15 protein-coding genes are annotated in these 16,085 nt (G+C 49.3%); 3 read left to right on the forward strand and 12 right to left on the reverse strand.

Annotated elements, in window-relative coordinates; genetic code table 11:
• Positions 1-132 precede the first annotated feature (132 nt).
• The 3 genes from B212_RS0122205 to B212_RS0122215 all read left to right on the forward strand — a co-directional run bounded on the left by B212_RS0122205 (position 133) and on the right by B212_RS0122215 (position 3,494).
• The gene (locus tag B212_RS0122205) at positions 133-1,533 is read left to right on the forward strand and encodes a helix-turn-helix domain-containing protein (RefSeq protein WP_019913321.1); all 1,401 of its coding nucleotides are present in this window, start codon (positions 133-135) and stop codon (positions 1,531-1,533) included.
• Between the two features lie 575 nt (positions 1,534-2,108).
• Positions 2,109-2,726, forward strand: coding sequence for a hypothetical protein (locus B212_RS0122210; RefSeq protein ID WP_019913322.1), 618 nt, complete (start codon positions 2,109-2,111; stop codon positions 2,724-2,726).
• 69 nt (positions 2,727-2,795) lie between these two features.
• On the forward strand, positions 2,796-3,494 hold the full coding sequence (locus B212_RS0122215) for a hypothetical protein (RefSeq protein WP_019913323.1): 699 nt from the start codon (positions 2,796-2,798) through the stop codon (positions 3,492-3,494).
• Positions 3,495-4,010: 516 nt separating this feature from the next.
• On the opposite strand, the gene B212_RS0122220 is transcribed toward B212_RS0122215, so the two are convergent.
• The 12 genes from B212_RS0122220 to B212_RS0122275 all read right to left on the reverse strand — a co-directional run bounded on the left by B212_RS0122220 (position 4,011) and on the right by B212_RS0122275 (position 16,015).
• Positions 4,011-5,105, reverse strand: a complete 1,095-nt coding sequence (locus B212_RS0122220) for a Leu/Phe/Val dehydrogenase (RefSeq protein ID WP_019913324.1) — start codon at positions 5,103-5,105, stop codon at positions 4,011-4,013.
• Between the two features lie 192 nt (positions 5,106-5,297).
• Positions 5,298-5,624: a hypothetical protein gene (locus B212_RS0122225; RefSeq protein WP_019913325.1), complete on the reverse strand. Its 327-nt coding sequence runs from the start codon at positions 5,622-5,624 to the stop codon at positions 5,298-5,300.
• A 32-nt stretch (positions 5,625-5,656) separates the two neighbouring features.
• The gene (locus tag B212_RS0122230; RefSeq protein WP_019913326.1) at positions 5,657-6,358 is read right to left on the reverse strand and encodes a pirin family protein; all 702 of its coding nucleotides are present in this window, start codon (positions 6,356-6,358) and stop codon (positions 5,657-5,659) included.
• A gap of 232 nt (positions 6,359-6,590) precedes the next feature.
• Positions 6,591-7,238, reverse strand: coding sequence for a nitroreductase family protein (locus B212_RS0122235; protein ID WP_019913327.1), 648 nt, complete (start codon positions 7,236-7,238; stop codon positions 6,591-6,593).
• 87 nt (positions 7,239-7,325) lie between these two features.
• Positions 7,326-7,763 carry an RrF2 family transcriptional regulator gene (locus tag B212_RS0122240; protein ID WP_019913328.1) on the reverse strand — a complete coding sequence of 146 codons (438 nt, stop codon included), beginning with the start codon at positions 7,761-7,763 and terminating at the stop codon, positions 7,326-7,328.
• Between the two features lie 70 nt (positions 7,764-7,833).
• Entirely contained in the window at positions 7,834-8,406 is a 573-nt protein-coding gene (locus B212_RS0122245; protein ID WP_019913329.1) for a hypothetical protein, read from the reverse strand.
• Between the two features lie 168 nt (positions 8,407-8,574).
• A complete protein-coding gene (locus B212_RS0122250) occupies positions 8,575-9,507 on the reverse strand; it encodes a manganese-dependent inorganic pyrophosphatase (protein WP_019913330.1) in 933 nt (310 codons plus the stop codon).
• 99 nt (positions 9,508-9,606) lie between these two features.
• Positions 9,607-11,142, reverse strand: a complete 1,536-nt coding sequence (locus B212_RS0122255) for an ABC transporter ATP-binding protein (RefSeq protein ID WP_019913331.1) — start codon at positions 11,140-11,142, stop codon at positions 9,607-9,609.
• A 6-nt stretch (positions 11,143-11,148) separates the two neighbouring features.
• Positions 11,149-11,832: an energy-coupling factor transporter transmembrane component T gene (locus B212_RS0122260; protein WP_019913332.1), complete on the reverse strand. Its 684-nt coding sequence runs from the start codon at positions 11,830-11,832 to the stop codon at positions 11,149-11,151.
• A 3-nt stretch (positions 11,833-11,835) separates the two neighbouring features.
• Positions 11,836-13,575: an ABC transporter ATP-binding protein gene (locus B212_RS0122265; protein WP_019913333.1), complete on the reverse strand. Its 1,740-nt coding sequence runs from the start codon at positions 13,573-13,575 to the stop codon at positions 11,836-11,838.
• On the reverse strand, positions 13,572-15,422 hold the full coding sequence (locus tag B212_RS0122270; protein ID WP_019913334.1) for an ABC transporter ATP-binding protein: 1,851 nt from the start codon (positions 15,420-15,422) through the stop codon (positions 13,572-13,574). The genes B212_RS0122265 and B212_RS0122270 overlap by 4 nt, the downstream gene beginning before the upstream one ends.
• The gene (locus tag B212_RS0122275; protein ID WP_051128323.1) at positions 15,419-16,015 is read right to left on the reverse strand and encodes an MptD family putative ECF transporter S component; all 597 of its coding nucleotides are present in this window, start codon (positions 16,013-16,015) and stop codon (positions 15,419-15,421) included. Before B212_RS0122275 ends, B212_RS0122270 begins: the two co-directional genes overlap by 4 nt.
• Positions 16,016-16,085: the final 70 nt, after the last annotated feature.

Raw genomic sequence — 16,085 nt, forward strand, 5'->3', positions numbered from 1 at the left:
GAGGAAATTACACCCCTACCTCTGTTCACTTCTTCTACTAATCTGTAGTATTGACCATTGGAATATTATAGAATATTATTACATCTATACAACAAAATTATAATTCTTGGAATATAGTTAGGTGGTGTCTACATGGTCCCTACTACAGCCACGATTCGCGATACACTAGCGTTGTATCTATCCCAGCAGGGGATGTCCATTCATCAATTTTCCATACAGGCGGGTATTAATTCAGGAACGCTCAGCCGGATACTTAAGGGTCAGCAGCCGATCGCCATGAATCATCTGGAGCGGATAACCAAGGGGATGGGTCTGCCGGAGGACCATTTCTACAGCCTATACGTGGACGAATGCTTCTATTATTCGGCACCGACCTGGCGGCGTTTGCGGCCTTTTCTTGTACGTTCAGCCGAGCTGGGCCGTCTCGATTGCGTAGAACAGGTCGTGCAGAATCTGCTTGAGAATCTGACCTATGCTCCCATGCTGTTCGAAGTAGCTGAAGGATTGTTTCAGGAGGGGCTGTGGAAGGCTGCGGAGCTATTATATAAGAACGTGAGCGCCAGTGAGAAATATCAGAATTCCGAACGTCTGGCGGTGTGTCAGTTCCGTTTGTTTCGGATTGCCCTTGGCGACGACCAAGCCCAGAACTTGCAAGCAGCGCACATCTTTGAATGTTACCTGGACCGGCTCGATGAAGCGGATCAGTTGGATGGTTTGAAACATTTGGGTCATGTCTATGGTTCAATGCATCGGTGGCATAAGGTGGATGAACTAGCGAAGGAGATGCTGCGATTAGCAACTCTTCGCTATAATCTCCAGCGTCAGTCGGACCGTAGAGAGAATAACGAGAAAACTCCCGAGAAACCCCTTTACTTCTATATTCTGTACGCACAGCTTATCCGTTCAACTGTGTGCGAGGAATTCGGAGATTACAAATCGGCATTAGATTGGGTATCCCTCTATATGGATGGAGGCTGGATACAGGAAGATAATGTTGAAGTGAAGCGAACTGTAGCTCAGTTTCAGGAGTGGGGCACCGCGAACAGCCTGCTCTATCGAGTCTTGGCAGGACAGCATGAGGCGCTCTCTGAATATGTTGAATATATCTCCCTCCGAACAGACGAGATATTTATAGGTTTATACAATATTATCTTATCGGCTAACCGCTATGATTGGAATGTTGATTACATTCTGGAGCGGTTTGCTGCCTATATCCCTTATAGAACAAACCTTGCAGAGTTTGGTATTCTTCATAACCAACAAGTCATAGCCAGCCAATATGCCAGATTTCTCGCTGAATTGGCATCCTATTATTTACATAACAAGCGTGAAGAAGGCATTACCTTCATCCTGCAAAGTTTGGAATCATCTGCTAGAATTAATAGCGAAAGCACTATCATCAAATGTGTCGATCTGTTTGAACAGCATCGGTATCTTGCAGATGAAGAAGAGAAAGAACAATACAAACTTCTGATTAGAGAGGTGCAGGACTCACATGAAAAGAAAGTTCATTATTCTTCTAGCTTCCTTTAGTCTGGCTATTGCAATTATTATACCTGTAGGTACTATTGACTCCGTAGTAAATAGTAGTACTCAAATGTTGGTTCAAACCATGGGGCACGGTTATGGTGATGGTTGAAGCTTACCGTGCAGTAATGATTTGATTTCAAGTGATTCTATTGCCCTTCGTTTTTACCGAAGTCCGCAGACCAACCAACGTTCCCGGTATATCGGGAGCGTTTTTCTTTTTCATGCAGCCTTCGCCCTCTAAATAATAGTTGTTCCTCAACCAAAATGCCAAACAAGGTAGTAAAGACTCCTTTGTCTACTCGATGTATTCAAATTTTTTCTCTTTATTTTTGTTGTAACCCATTCAGCGATTGTTATCCTTTCTGGAGTGAAGAACCAAAGGATAACAATACCGTCGCCAGATTGGGTTATTTTCCATGTTAGAATTTTTCGACAAGAACTCTTCAATGCCAGTTACATAATGTTCATATTTATATTGAATTTCGACAGACCACTATCCATTTATGGTATATAATAGAATATGTCTTAGACAATCATTGATAGCTGGCCAGCTTTCAAAATTGGGAGGAATCGCACAAATGAAGAAATTTATATCATCTGCATTATTGTGTCTATTACTCGTCATCTCAATTACCTCAAGCGCGTTTGCAATGGGAGATATCAGTCAAGCAGCCAACTCAATTGATCAAACTCAACAGTCGAGTACGGAATCAACATTAGCATCAGCTCCTTTACAAGAAATGCTTCCTTCACAATATCAAGAAGATGGTGTCCTCTTACAGCGTGATGCAAATGGTAACTTCTCTGCTACTGTTCCTTTGGTGAGTCCTGATAATTCATTCACTACTCAATCCGTATTCGGTGGATTGACCATGAGCTTGCACAATTATGTAGGTACAGAAATGTATGAACTGTTCTATACGATGGTTGCAACAGGTGACTGGTTAAAAGGTCTAAAAGGTAATTTCACAGTTCAAAATACCTCGGCTATTTCTCCATCCCTTTTCTTTAATGAAGATGTAAACGATAAGTTTGTTGCCACAAGAGGAATTACACAAAAGGTAGGTGCCGATTTTAGAATTCCTGCATATGTGGACAAGGTTCGTGTTAAAGCTTCTAATTTAATGGTTTCCTTCTTAGAGTCGAGCCCACTGGCTGCTGCACCTCTGACTATTATTTTTGAAACTGCTGATTAATTAGTGATTGGGGCGGATTAACTGATATTATACAGTTAATCCATCCCATTATTTAGAAAAGGTGACGATATGAAAAAGATAAAGTTTAGTGAGATGAAAAACATACCAATATTGTACCCACACGATCAGCTTCATGTACGTAAACTGCCTATTGTTTCAATGACTGATGAAGATCAATTAAAAGAAATCCTGATCAACATGATTAATATCCAAGGTATCTTAGCTAGACATTTCTTTTACCATAAAGAATTAGGGCCCTCCAATATCCAAGATTATTCTTTTTTTATTACTGATAAAATTGACGACGAAGCTTTATTGTTTAATAAGATTTTTGATTCAGTTACTGTTACAAAGACTCCTCACGGTGAACCCTGCGGCATTCAAATCAACAACGCAAAAGATATTGCTTATAAAGTATTCGAAAAAATGATTTTTGAGGACGAAGTTAACAAAGAGATTGGCCATTTTATTGTAGGGCGAAATTTCCAAAATGATCATCGAAAAGTTGAATGCTTTGAATTAGAATGCGATAGAAAAGAAATAGTTGAAAATGAGTTTTTTAATTATTTAACGAAGAATTCTTCTTCAGCAAGAGGGGTCTACCCCTCATATCTTGATGTTAGCGGTCTGAGAATGGAGGAAATAGAAAAAGATGAGCTAATATCTCAGTTAGCTTCTCAAGTGAGTCATCTTTATTTAATGATTTATGATTATGAAAATGCAGAAGGAGTCCCTTTTTTCCGAAAAGAACTACGGTGGTTCATTTAACCTCAATTTAACAAATCAGCTCTTGACGATTAACCAATATTCGCGAATTCAAGCGCTGATTGTTCACCTTTTATCTTACTAGGCATTCCTTTGTGTTCGCTGATCCTCGTTATTACCTGAATTTTAAAACAACAATACGGCGTCCTTTCCTTTTTCACTGTTACTGCTCATATCTCCTTAGAATTTCAATGAAAATTGAATACATTTAATTTCAGTTATCCTTTTATGTGTAACGCTGATTGTATGTACGTCTATATATGTTAATTATGATGAAAAGTCATCTCCACCTTTGGCCGATGCCTCAGAAGATTCAATATCTCAAAATATAATGCTGAGTCTTAAAGAAATGGAGTTTTGATCTTTTATCGCCCTGATTTAGATAAATGGATTGAGTTTAATACCTCAATTAAATAAAGTTCCCAAAAAAAACCCGGCCCCTTCACCGCTGAAGCTAGTGAAGGGGCCGGGCTGTTTGCAGCGTCGGCAGTGATGACCAAGCTGCTGACCGCAGCAGGATTATCTTCTGCTCAGGACGTGGTGGTTGTCACGCAGGAACGTGCTGCGGCTGTTCCGCAGCAGGGAAATCCGCTCCTGTGCAAGGTGATCTGCCGCCGCGTAGGTTGGAATTCCGCTGGTGCGGGAGATTTCCAATACGCGGGTGATGCTGTCATAGATTTTGGCAATTTGCTTGAATGCCCGTTCCTTGTTGTAGCCATTCAGCTCATCGGCCACATTAATTACGCCACCGGCATTGATGACATAGTCGGGTGCATACACAATCCCCATCTCATGCAGGGCATCGCCATGACGCGGCTCCTTGAGCTGATTGTTGGCCGCACCGGCGACAACCCTTGCCTTAAGGAGTGGAAGCGACGCGTCGTTGATGGTCGCGCCAAGTGCGCAAGGAGCATAGATATCGCTTTTGACAGAGACAATATCTGCAGGATCAACCGCTTTGGCACCGTAAGCCTCTACCGCCCGGTTCACCGCTTCCTTATTGATATCCGTTACGATAAGCTGTGCGCCTTCCTCATGAAGATATTTACAGAGCGTGAAGGAGACATTGCCCACCCCTTGAACTGCAACAGTCTTGCCTTCCAGCGAGTCGCTGCCAAAAGCCGCCTTAGCCGCCGCCTTCATGCCTTGATATACCCCGAAGGCCGTCGCCGGCGAAGGATTGCCTGAAGAACCGTAAGTAGCCGAAATTCCGGTAACGTAATCCGTTTCCTGATGAATGATATCCATATCCGCTTCCGTGGTGCCTACATCCTCGGCTGTAATGTAGCGGCCGTTCAAACCCTGTATGTATCTGCCGAAGGCACGGAACATCGCCTCGTTTTTATCCTTTTTAGGGTCCCCGATGATCACTGTCTTGCCGCCGCCCAGATTCAGCCCGGCCACGGCATTTTTGTAGGTCATGCCTTTGGACAGCCGGAGCGCATCCACAACCGCCTCTTCCTCTGATGCATACGTCCACATTCTTGTTCCACCTAGTGCGGGACCCAGTGTCGTGTCATGAATGGCGATAATAGCTTTTAACCCCGATGCCTTATCCTGACAAAACAACAGCTCTTCGTAATCGTCCCGCTCCATTGCTGCAAACAATTCCATTGGTCTCATTTCTCCTGTCTCTGCTTTTCTTCGCGTTATGTTTCATAACAAAATTAGTACTTCCAGAGCGCATTGTCAATGCCATTTGTCCGCGTACGGTGGATTTTTTTCCGCATTTCGCTCGAAATCAACATTAACTTAACCCTAAATGTCATAACCGTGTTAGACATGAACGCAGCTTGCTTTGCTATTCTATTCCCAATACTCGTCCGGCCGGTATTCAATTTCCGACTGCACCGCTATCGTCAGACACCCGGAAGAACTGTCGTAATTCACCTGATTGTCGCCAACATAATACCAGTGCTTGACCACCCGGCCGCCTGCCGGCTCCTCGAAACGAAAAACATTCAGCTCAGCCTTGAGCGCGACCACTGCCTCCCCTTTATCTGCCGGAACACCGCATAAGGTAATCAGCGTCAGACCGCCCTCATGATCAAAGGTATAGGTCAGGCCGTCCGTGCTGCTGAGGAGCATGCGCCCTGTTACGGCATGCTTAACCAGTACTCTCTCCTGTGCCATGATATATTCCTCCTTGTAGGTATGAATGGACCTTATGGCAGATCAATCAGCATTACAAAAACGTCTTCGCCAGCGGCCAGATTCAGCTCGCTAAGGTCTTCGATCCGTGCGGAATCCCCCGGATGCAGCAGCTTGTCCCCGTTCAGCTTAAGCTGACCCTCTATTAAATGTATATAAATCCGCCGTCCCTGCGGCTGCCGGTAATCCAGTTGTTCACCGGCTTGCAAGCGGCTGAGATAAATCGTCATATCCTGGGCAATATCAACAGCCTCCGTCAAGCCATTGGCAGAAACTACAGGCAGCAGTGTGCCATGAAGCTTCGCCGGATCAAACCGGCTTGTACGATATGAAGGTGAGGTGCTACGAGTGCGTGGCATGAACCACAACTGCAGGAGCCGCACCGGCTCGGTATCCGAAGGATTATGCTCCGTATGAATGACCCCTGTCCCTGCCGACATCCGCTGAATACCGCCGAAGGTCGTTTCGGCCACATTCCCCAGGTTATCTTCATGGCGGAGCCTTCCGGACAACACGATGGAGACAATCTCCATATCGCTGTGCGGATGGGCGCCAAACCCTCTCCCCGGAGCGATAATGTCATCATTGCAGACGCGCATCGGCCCAAAGGCCGTATTGGCAGGATCATAGTAATCACCGAACGAAAAGCTATGTGTCCCTTTCAGCCAGCCGTGGTCAAAGCGATGGGCGGATTCCGCCGGATATACTTGAATCATGTGATCCCTCCTATTATAAATAACTGGTGCAGGCATGTTCAGCACACAGTGAAGCAGCCCGCTAACCATAGTTTAGCAGAAAGCGCCGGAAACCAAAAATAGGCAGCCCCGGCCTAAAGCCCCCTAACGAGCAGACCCGCCCCGAGCGGGAAAAGCCGGCTGCGCCTCTCCTCTTGAGGATAACGCCAGCCGGCTGCGTGAACTTATATAGAGTATGGATGAGAGAGTGAGTTTAAGCCTGGAATCCATTCCAGTGAACGACCGCTTCCAGCGGCAACCGGCCTGTCGGCCGTCCTTCGACGGCGGCCTTGCCCAGCGCGATCAGCATCACCGGCACATAACGCCCGGAAATCTGGAACAGCTCCTTGAGCCCGGCAGGATCGAAACCGCCCATTGGCACCGTGTCATAACCTCTCGCTTTGGCTGCCAGCATCAGTTGCATGGATACCAGTCCGCCATCAACCAGAGCGATGTCCTCCTGCTTCTCCAGCGGCATGCTGGAATAGCCTTCACGGCTCCGCTTGGCCATTGCTGCGGCGACATCCTCAGGCATAAGACCTGTAGCGCTGGCATGCCCATAGATTGTGTCTGCATTGCTGTAGGCTTCGGTATCGCCCAGTACGGCAATTACCGCCGAGGCCTCCGTCACCTGCGCCTGATTGAACGCGATTGGCAGCAGCTTCTCTTTTATTTCCTGATCCGTAATGACAATGAACCGCCACGGCTGAAGATTGGAGGAAGATGGCGCAAGTGTTGCTTCTGTAAGAAGCTCCTTGATCTCCTCATCGGAAATTTTCCAGGAGGAATCATATTTCCGCACCGAACGCCGTTCCCGGATCACCTTGCTAAATTCCTGTTCCACTTTCAATTCTGCTGCCATAATCTAATCCTCCTCTTTCATATCCATATTTAGTGACTTTTAACTGTGACTTAACAAGCACAGTATAGTTCATGCCAAAGCCCCATGTCAACATCCCGCTCTCCGTACGAGTTCAGCCAGAGTGTGCTTCTCCAGAACGCCCAGCACGCTCTGCTCCATCTCCTCCAGAATATCGCCGCAGGCGTCCTTCATTTGTGCTCCGAACGGGTTCGTGCACATCGTATCGGTAACCGCATTGCTGCGGGATTCGCCGACCTCCATCGCCCGGTAAATGTCCGCCAGCGTCAATTCCTCCGGCGACCGGTTGAGCATATAACCGCCATCCCGCCCTTCCCGGGTCACAAGGATATGCCCGCGGGTCAGCTTAGCCAGAGCTTTTCTTAACACCGTCGGCTCCGAAGATAAATGCACGGCGATTTCACAACTGGAACAGGTATTGCCTTTTTGAGCCATGATCACAAGAGCCTGCAAGACCAGAGCAAACGATTTATATTGGAGAGCTCCGCTGTTTCGTGTTTTTGCCATGTTTCCCGCTCCTTCCAGCACGTATACATCATTAAGTATAGAGCGCAGAGCCTATTTTGGCAAAATCCGTCTATATCGTAGATATTTGCATTTCGGAAACGATAAACCAGCTTTTGGATGTGCTGTCTTTGATATATACCTGGATAGAGTAGTTCCCTTTTTCAGTAAAAGTATAGGTATATTCCGCCGACTTGAACCAAAAGCTGTCCTTCTTCTCCTTAATTTGCTGATTATCGACTGTATCCATTTTGCCCAGGGGATTGGTGATCGTTATTTTCAGATCCGAGATATCCGTTTTCAAATGATCTACCTGCACCAGAACCGAAAAAGTACTGCTGGCCGCGCTTCTCACCTTGCCGAAGATCTTCCCCTGGTCATCCAGCAAAACCATGTTTACATTCGGCTTATAGATGCGGACCTCTTTCGCGGACTCATCCCAGGACAATACCGCATGCAGGTTCTCCGGCAACTGTTCAATGGATAGGTACGCGTCCCCTTCCGACAGCAGACCTGAATGCTTCTGCAGCACATTGTTCACATAAACCGCAATGTCCGATTTACCTGCCGCAGCATACAGCAAGGTCCCTCCCGTAATCATCATCAGAATCACCGTCGACAAGATCAGCTTTTTCAAGTTGCGCATCCGTTCTCCCCCTCACGATAGGCCATGCTGATTATACCTTCGAAATGGAAATAAGTTGCTCTTACACATAAAACCGGCTGCGCACCTCCCATTAGGGACGGCGCACAGCCGGTAATATTAGCTTCTTATAGCTTTGCAAGCGGCAGGAGTCATGCTCCGGGGCTGCTTTTACAGCTTGGCGATGGTTTCGGTCAGCACCGGCACGATTTGCGATTTGCGGGAGACAACGCCCTTCAGAAGCGCTTTGTTATCGTCCAGCTTCACGTTATAGGCCTGCTCTACAGCACCTGCCACACGGCCCAGAGCCAGTCCGACGGAATCATTGTTCAGAATATCCGTCACCACGAACAGGAACAGATCGAGACCCTTGTCCTTAATAATTGCGGTAAGGGCTGTTTCCAGTTCAGCTTGCTTGGAGAGCACATCGTTCACATCTACAGCATTCACCTGGGCAATCTCCACTTTGTGTTCACCCATTTTGAATTCCTTGGCATCCAGGGAGATCAGTTGGGCAATGCTCTTATCGCTAAGGTCGGCACCGGCTTTGAGCATGGCAAGTCCGTAGCTGTCAGCATCCACACCGGCGATTGCCGCCAGCTCGCGTGCAGCCGCCACATCCTGCTCGGTGCAGGTCGGGGATTTGAACAGCAGGGAGTCGGAAATGATTGCGGACAGCATCAGGCCGGCGATTTCCTTCGGAACGGCAACTCCGTTTTCTTTGTACAGCTTATTGAGGATAGTGGCTGTGCAGCCCACCGGTTCTGCACGATAGTACAGCGGATGAGCCGTTTCAAAGTTCGCGATCCGGTGGTGGTCGATAACCTCGACAACACGGACCTGATCAATATCATTCGCGCTTTGCTGGCGTTCGTTATGGTCAACCAGAATTACCTGCCCAGCTTCGCCTGCCACATTCTCTACCAGGCGCGGCGCCTGCACCCCAAAGTGATCAAGCGCATACTGTGTTTCGCCGCTGACTTCGCCCAGACGGACCGGCTCGGCATCCCAGCCCAGTTCCTTCTTGAGCGCTGCATAAGCAATTGCCGAACAGATGGTATCCGTATCCGGATTTTTGTGTCCAAAGATCAAAGTTTTTTCCATTTCCAATCTCCTTACTTTGTTTTTTGTGAGAATAATATACCATACATTGATAGGAGCCCGCCAGATTGGAGGACGGCCCCCTTCAGTTCCATGCATTATTTACGTGCCGATTCTGTCCAGGAACGGGGACTCCGGGTTCAATTGCAAGGTTTGCATTAAATCCATAATTACAGAAATGGTGTTTGCCGTAACCGGAATGTCTCCCTGCAGCTTCTTCTCCCCGAAAAAGAGCACCCGGTCACATGCGCCGCATACCAGTTCATAGTCATGTGTAATTACCAGCACCGTTACCCCGGATGCAGCCATTTGCCGGATAAGCCGGACAACACGGCGCATGTTTTCCCCGTCCAGCCCGGAGGTAGGCTCGTCCAGAAGGAGGACATCCGGTCTATTCATCAGGCCGGCGGCAAAGGTTAGACGCTGCTTTTGCCCGCCTGACAGCGAAGCGGGATGATGTTCGCGGAATGCCCATAAATCAAGCTCCTTCAACAAGGCCTCTGCCCGCCCGGCGGCGCCGTCTTCCTTCTCATGCGTCATCAGCAATTCATTCAGCACACTATCCGAGAATAGCTGATAGTCGCTGTCCTGCATGACAAACCCTATTTTCCCCAGTCGGCTCTTAGCCTTCTCCGTCTTACCGTTCATTTGTATGATTCCTGCCTGCTCCTTAAGCAAGCCGCATAAAGTTCGGGCCAACGTCGTTTTGCCGACGCCATTGGGTCCGGTAATCGCTGCAACCTCACCCCCACCCAAACAAAAGCTTATTTCCTCCAGCACCGTCTGTCTGAATTTCCCGGGAGCAATGGACGTTTGATAGAGGGCGATTCGTTCCTGCCGCTCCTTCCGATCCTGCCGGTCCACTGCTAAGGTCCATGCATCTCCCCGGATAACGGGCGAACGCAGGCCGTAGCTCTCCAATTGAACAGGAGTCAGGGCGAGCAGCTCCGCCGGTGTCCATTCCGCGGTTATTTCCCCGTTGGTCATATACATGATGCGGTCAGCGAGCGGCAGTAAATAATACAGCCTGTGCTCGGCAATAATCATTGTCTTTCCGTTTGCCTTCAAAAGCGCCAGACTTTCCGCTAATTGCTTCGTTGCCGCCATATCCAGATTGGCGGAAGGCTCATCCATTACGAACAGTCCGGGGTCAGTAAGGCGGGCGGAAGCGACCGCTATCTTTTGTTTTTCTCCGCTGGACAGCCGGTGGACCTCATTCGGCAGCAGATGGGTGATACGAATCTCCTCGGCAAGCCTGCCTACCCGATCCCGGATCAGCTCCGGGGCCATTCCGTAATTTTCACCGCTGAAGGATATTTCGTCTTCCACAACTGAGGTGAAAAATTGACTCCGCGAATCCTGGAATACACTGCCGACAATTCCTCCGAAGCGCCACGGCTCCATTTCCTTCACGTTTGTTTGCTTAAGCTTGACTGTGCCTGTTAATTTCCCTTCATAGAAATTGGGGATCAATCCGTTTATAAGCCGGGTTAGTGTTGTTTTCCCGCTCCCGGAAGGCCCCGTTAATACGACGCATTCCCCCTCATAAACGGTTAGATCCACCTGATTTAATTGCTCATAGGAATCATTGTATTGAAAAGAAACCTTGTTCAGCTCGACTATCGCTTGTTTGCCCATGATCCTCTACCCTCCGCATCGGAATACGGCCACTAACCAGCCCGTATAAGCCGCCAGCACTATAATGTCTTGCAGCCCAAACGATACGTTGTGGATGCTCGTTTTATTGCCTGGGCAATCAATTCCCTTAACCGTTGCCGAGGCAGCCAGCTCATCTGAAAGCTTCAAGCTTCTCATTAGCAGCGGCATTATGGTGTATTCATAGGTGCGCATAGGACGCAGCCAATTCTTCGGAGAAGTGATGGAGACGCCTCTTAATTTCGCGGACACCTGAATCGCTTCATATTCCAGTCTCATCACCGGCATAAACCGGAAGCTGACGGCAAGCGAAATGAGCAGACCCCTGGGCAGGCGCAGCAGGGTCAATGCAGCCAGCAGCTTGCCGGATGGAACCTTTCCTAGCGAGCCTGCCCCCATGATTACCGGGAGGAAGCGCAAGCCCAGATAGGTCATGAATCTTAAGGAGGCCAATACGCCGCTTCCTGCCCCGGCAAGCAGTTCCTGAAGGATCATCAGCAATGCAGCAATGACAAGACCCCGCACCGCATGTGTATACATGCCTTGAGCAAGCAAGTAGACCGCCATAAAAGCGATGACCAGCCACAGCTTGTTCATATCGGCCAAAAAGACGGCCACGCTCGTAATCAGCACCACGAGCAGTTGCGTGCGCGGGTCAAAGGTTGCGCGCATCGGCTACTTCACCCGCCAGCCGTCGGCTCCCTGCTGGGTGCTCCATAAATTCTCATACAAGCCGTGCTTCGACAGAAGCTGGTCATGTGTTCCTTCTTCAACCAATTTCCCCTGATCCAATACCAGGATTTGATCGGCATTCTGAATCGTCTTCAGACGGTGGGCAATGATGATGACGGTTTTATCCGCCACCAGCTCATTAATCGCCTGCTGTACTGCCGTCTCATTCTCAGGGTCCAGCGAGGCGGTAGCTTCATCCAGCAGCACGATCGAAGCATCCTTAAGCAGAGCGCGGGCAATGGACACCCGCTGCTTCTCCCCTCCCGACAATGTGGAGCCGCCCTCTCCCACCGGTGTATCATAGCCTTGCGGCAGCCCGGTAATAAATTCGTGACAGCAGGCACGCTTAGCCGCTTCTTCAATCTCATCCTGCGTCGCTTCCATATTGCCGATGCGGATGTTATTGCCAATCGTGTCCTGGAACAGGTACACATCCTGAAAGACCATCGAAATGTCCGCCAGCAGCCGCTCCGGGTCAGACTCCCGGATCGGCTGGCCGCCAATTGTGATTGATCCGCCCTGAATCTCCCAGAATCGCGCAAGCAAGCGTGTAACTGTACTTTTCCCGCTGCCTGAGGGTCCTACCAGAGCCGTTATCGTATTCGGCTGGATGGTGAAAGAAATATCTTTAAGCACAGGTATTCCGGCGTCATATCCGAAGGTCACATGATCAAATACGATGGGCTCCCCTGAGGGTACGGCCTCACTGCCTTGCATCCGCTGCTCCTGCCGTACCTCCATGATCCGCCGCGCACTGTACGCCGAGTAACGCATCTCTCCATAATTCATCAATACAACAGTGAGCGGCTCGAAGATTTTGATCCCAACAAGCAGAAACAGCAGGAAGACGGAGAGAGACAGCTTCCCCCCGATCAGCAGATAGCTTCCGGTCACAATCATCAGCGTCATGCCTGAGCGGGTCAGCAGCATGGCTCCCATGATCATCGGACCCATCACGCCTTCCAGACGGATGGATGCCCGCTTTAATTGGTCAAAGGACCGACGCAGCCGCTCAAACCGCTTACCGCCGATATTATGAGCCTTAATCTCCCGGATACCCGTCAAATATTCCTGCAGACGGCTGGCCGCTTCATTTTTGGCCCTTACATGGCTTTCGCTCAGGCGGGCCTGGATCGAATCTGTCAGCCACAGCAGCAGAACGCCAAAAGGCACAGCCACGAACATTGCCAGAGCCATGCGCCAGTCCATAAAGATCAGACCAGCCAGGGCAAGCACCGGCAGGATAACCGCGCTGATAAGCTGTGGAACATTGTGCGAGATCGTATGCTCTACCTGACCATAGTCACTTAACAGGAGGTTCGTAATATCCCCCGGATCACGTTTGCCGAAAAAACCCAGGGACAGATGGCGGATGTGCTCAGCCAGGCTTAACCGCCCGGAGGCGGCCAGACTGTAAGCAGCTTTGTAGGTTTTATCGTAAAGATAGGTGTAAGCCGCATACTCCACTGCCAGCCAGACCAGCAAAATGAGACAGACCACCCACATCCGTACAATGTTAAGGCCGGTTTCCGGGTGGGCGAAGGAGACGTAGATTGTATTGAATATATCCACGAGCAGTGCGGCGGGAATGACCTTGGCAATGCCGTCCAGAAGGGCCGCTACAGCGGCAGGCAGCAGACTTCGTGTATTTCCTCCCGAAATATTATAGAAATAATGATTCATCTCTCAAAAACCTCCTTGACGGCGCCAGCAGGGGCAGTCTGCGGGGATACCAGCTCATCTGCGCCCAGCCTCCAGCGGGCCGCGCTGATATGCGCCTGCCACATTCTCTCGTACAGTCCGCTCTGCGCCCGCAGCGCCTCATGTGTTCCGCGTTCTGCAATTTCGCCTTGCTTGACCACAATAATTTGTTCAGCGCCCCGTATGGTGGACAGCCGGTGTGCGATGATCAGTACGGTTTTACCTTTGACCAGTTCAACCAGCCCTTGCTGGATTTTCCGTTCATTCTCGGCATCGGCGTAGGCCGTCGCTTCATCCAGCACAAGAATAGGCGCATTCTTGAGCAGCGCACGGGCAATAGCAATCCGCTGGGCCTCCCCGCCGGACAAATAAGTGCCGCCTTCACCGATTTTGGTATCGTAGCCTGCCTCCAGCTTCCCGATAAAATCATGACAGCAGGCCATTCTGGCCGCCGCTATGACCTCTTCCTTCGAAGCTTTGGTATTTCCCATCCGAATGTTCTCCTCAATCGTATCGTAGAACAGATGCACATCCTGGAACACGAAGGAGACCGTATCCATCAGCTTCTCCGTTCCGATCTCCCGAATAGGCACCCCTCCAATGGTAATCCGGCCTTCCTGCACATCCCAGAAGCGCAGCAGCAGATTCGCAATCGTTGACTTGCCTCCGCCGGACGGTCCAACCAGTGCGGTCATTTCTCCCGATTTGGCCACAAAGCTGACATCGGATAACACCTGCTTGTAGTCCTTGCTCTCCGGATGCTCATAAGCGAAGGAAACATGGTCAAAGACAATATCATAGGCAGACGGGACCCGCGGCGACGCAGGCTCACTGACAACCGGTTCCGCAAAAACCGCTTCGATCCGCTTGTTGCCCTCCACAATTTCTCTCAGTCCGCTTCCCAGGTAGAGCAGCTTCATCATAGGTGCCGACAAGCTTGGAGTGATGATCAAAAACAAAATTAGGGTAACAGCAAACGACTGATTGCCCGTGTCTCCACTGAACAGCAGAATGCCTGCCGGAACAACAAAAACAAACAGGGAGCTGATAATGACAAAAAACAGGCTGTACGACGTTTTGCACATGTTGGTAATGTTCAGGGAAATATCCCGGTAGCGGGTCACCGCCTGCCTGAAGGTTAGAAAAGAATCCGCCGTAATACCGAACACCTTGACCGCCGGCATCCCTCTGACATACTCCACACCCGTTGCATTCATTTCTTCTACAGCATATTGAAAGTCCCGGTAAGCCTGTTGTCCTCCTTCACTGCCAAACACACGGGTCTGCAGCCAAAACCCGATTCCGATGGGGAGCAGCAGCACCAGCGCCATCCGCCAGTCCAGCCAGAATAAATAGCTCAGCAGCAGCAGCGGAACAATCACTGCGCTGACGAGATCGGGCAACTGGTGGGCAATAAATTTCTCTATCTTCTCCACACTGACCTCAATAATCTTCTTCAGTTCCCCGGTGGCTGTTTTCGTATGATAGCCCATCGGAACTTTAGCCACATGCTCGGACAGCCGGACCCTCAGCTCATACAAAATATTAAACGCCGCGATATGCGAGCACATTCCCCCGATATACAAGGCGATCAAAGAACCCACTAGCGAAAACAGGGCCCACAAACCCCAATGCACAATAAGCTCCTTGTTGATTCCGGCAGCATTCTGGGCATGGAGAAACAGCTCTTCTATAATTTTATACACCGCAACAAAAGGCACGATCTGCAGCAAGCTGGACAGAGTTGAGAAGATGCTGGCAACAACCAAAAGCATCTTTTTGGAGGAAACAATCTTAAGCAGTCCGGCAATATCGGAATTGGAGTTCATCTGATTACACCCGCTTTGATAAAATGCTTATTAAGCATTCTGGAAGCGAACCAGCTTCCGAGTAGTGTCATTGCAAAAGAAAACACGATACTTACAGTAATCCAAACCGGAGAGTAAGCAAAATACAGCATTCTCTCAAGCGTATCCGGAGCGAACATATTGGTCAGATAATCGCCGCCATAAATATAAATCGTCACCGAGGAGCCCAGGCCGTACAAGCAGCCGTATGTGGCATATGCAAGCGATTGTCTGCGCAGTTTTCTGTATTGGTTCCCGTCTCCCCGGAGCAGAACCGCCTCGCCCAAACATCCCGCCAGGGTGAAAAAGGCCAGCATCAAGGGGATGCCCATCAAGGTGTACACCAGGCCGCTGACGATACATTGCACCAGCAGCACCCCTCTTTTGGCAATCTTGAGCGCCATGATCAGATACACAATTGCCGAGAAAAAGAGACAGAAGCCCGCGATTAAAGGCATGGCGGATGTTCCCATAAACGGTGTTAGTACAGAGCCTACAACAGCATTCACGGCATAAATCAAAATGCTGAAGATTCCTATTAATATGTAGTCCTTAGTTTTAAGTTTTCTTGTCATACCGGCTACCTCTCCCTCAATTGTTGTGATCAGCTTCAAAAGTTACAGCTATCCCCCTAACTAAAGAAAA

The organism is Paenibacillus sp. HW567 (genome assembly GCF_000374185.1).
Lineage (GTDB): Bacteria > Bacillota > Bacilli > Paenibacillales > Paenibacillaceae > Paenibacillus_AQ.

Excerpts from the sequence above, each read along its gene's own strand:
- B212_RS0122205 (WP_019913321.1), top strand. The coding sequence starts at position 133 with ATGGTCCCTACTACAGCCACGATTCGCGATACACTAGCGTTGTATCTA.
- B212_RS0122210 (WP_019913322.1), top strand. The coding sequence starts at position 2,109 with ATGAAGAAATTTATATCATCTGCATTATTGTGTCTATTACTCGTCATC.
- B212_RS0122215 (WP_019913323.1), top strand. The coding sequence starts at position 2,796 with ATGAAAAAGATAAAGTTTAGTGAGATGAAAAACATACCAATATTGTAC.
- B212_RS0122220 (WP_019913324.1), bottom strand. The coding sequence starts at position 5,105 with ATGGAATTGTTTGCAGCAATGGAGCGGGACGATTACGAAGAGCTGTTG.
- B212_RS0122225 (WP_019913325.1), bottom strand. The coding sequence starts at position 5,624 with ATGGCACAGGAGAGAGTACTGGTTAAGCATGCCGTAACAGGGCGCATG.
- B212_RS0122230 (WP_019913326.1), bottom strand. The coding sequence starts at position 6,358 with ATGATTCAAGTATATCCGGCGGAATCCGCCCATCGCTTTGACCACGGC.
- B212_RS0122235 (WP_019913327.1), bottom strand. The coding sequence starts at position 7,238 with ATGGCAGCAGAATTGAAAGTGGAACAGGAATTTAGCAAGGTGATCCGG.
- B212_RS0122240 (WP_019913328.1), bottom strand. The coding sequence starts at position 7,763 with ATGGCAAAAACACGAAACAGCGGAGCTCTCCAATATAAATCGTTTGCT.
- B212_RS0122245 (WP_019913329.1), bottom strand. The coding sequence starts at position 8,406 with ATGCGCAACTTGAAAAAGCTGATCTTGTCGACGGTGATTCTGATGATG.
- B212_RS0122250 (WP_019913330.1), bottom strand. The coding sequence starts at position 9,507 with ATGGAAAAAACTTTGATCTTTGGACACAAAAATCCGGATACGGATACC.
- B212_RS0122255 (WP_019913331.1), bottom strand. The coding sequence starts at position 11,142 with ATGGGCAAACAAGCGATAGTCGAGCTGAACAAGGTTTCTTTTCAATAC.
- B212_RS0122260 (WP_019913332.1), bottom strand. The coding sequence starts at position 11,832 with ATGCGCGCAACCTTTGACCCGCGCACGCAACTGCTCGTGGTGCTGATT.
- B212_RS0122265 (WP_019913333.1), bottom strand. The coding sequence starts at position 13,575 with ATGAATCATTATTTCTATAATATTTCGGGAGGAAATACACGAAGTCTG.
- B212_RS0122270 (WP_019913334.1), bottom strand. The coding sequence starts at position 15,422 with ATGAACTCCAATTCCGATATTGCCGGACTGCTTAAGATTGTTTCCTCC.
- B212_RS0122275 (WP_051128323.1), bottom strand. The coding sequence starts at position 16,015 with ATGACAAGAAAACTTAAAACTAAGGACTACATATTAATAGGAATCTTC.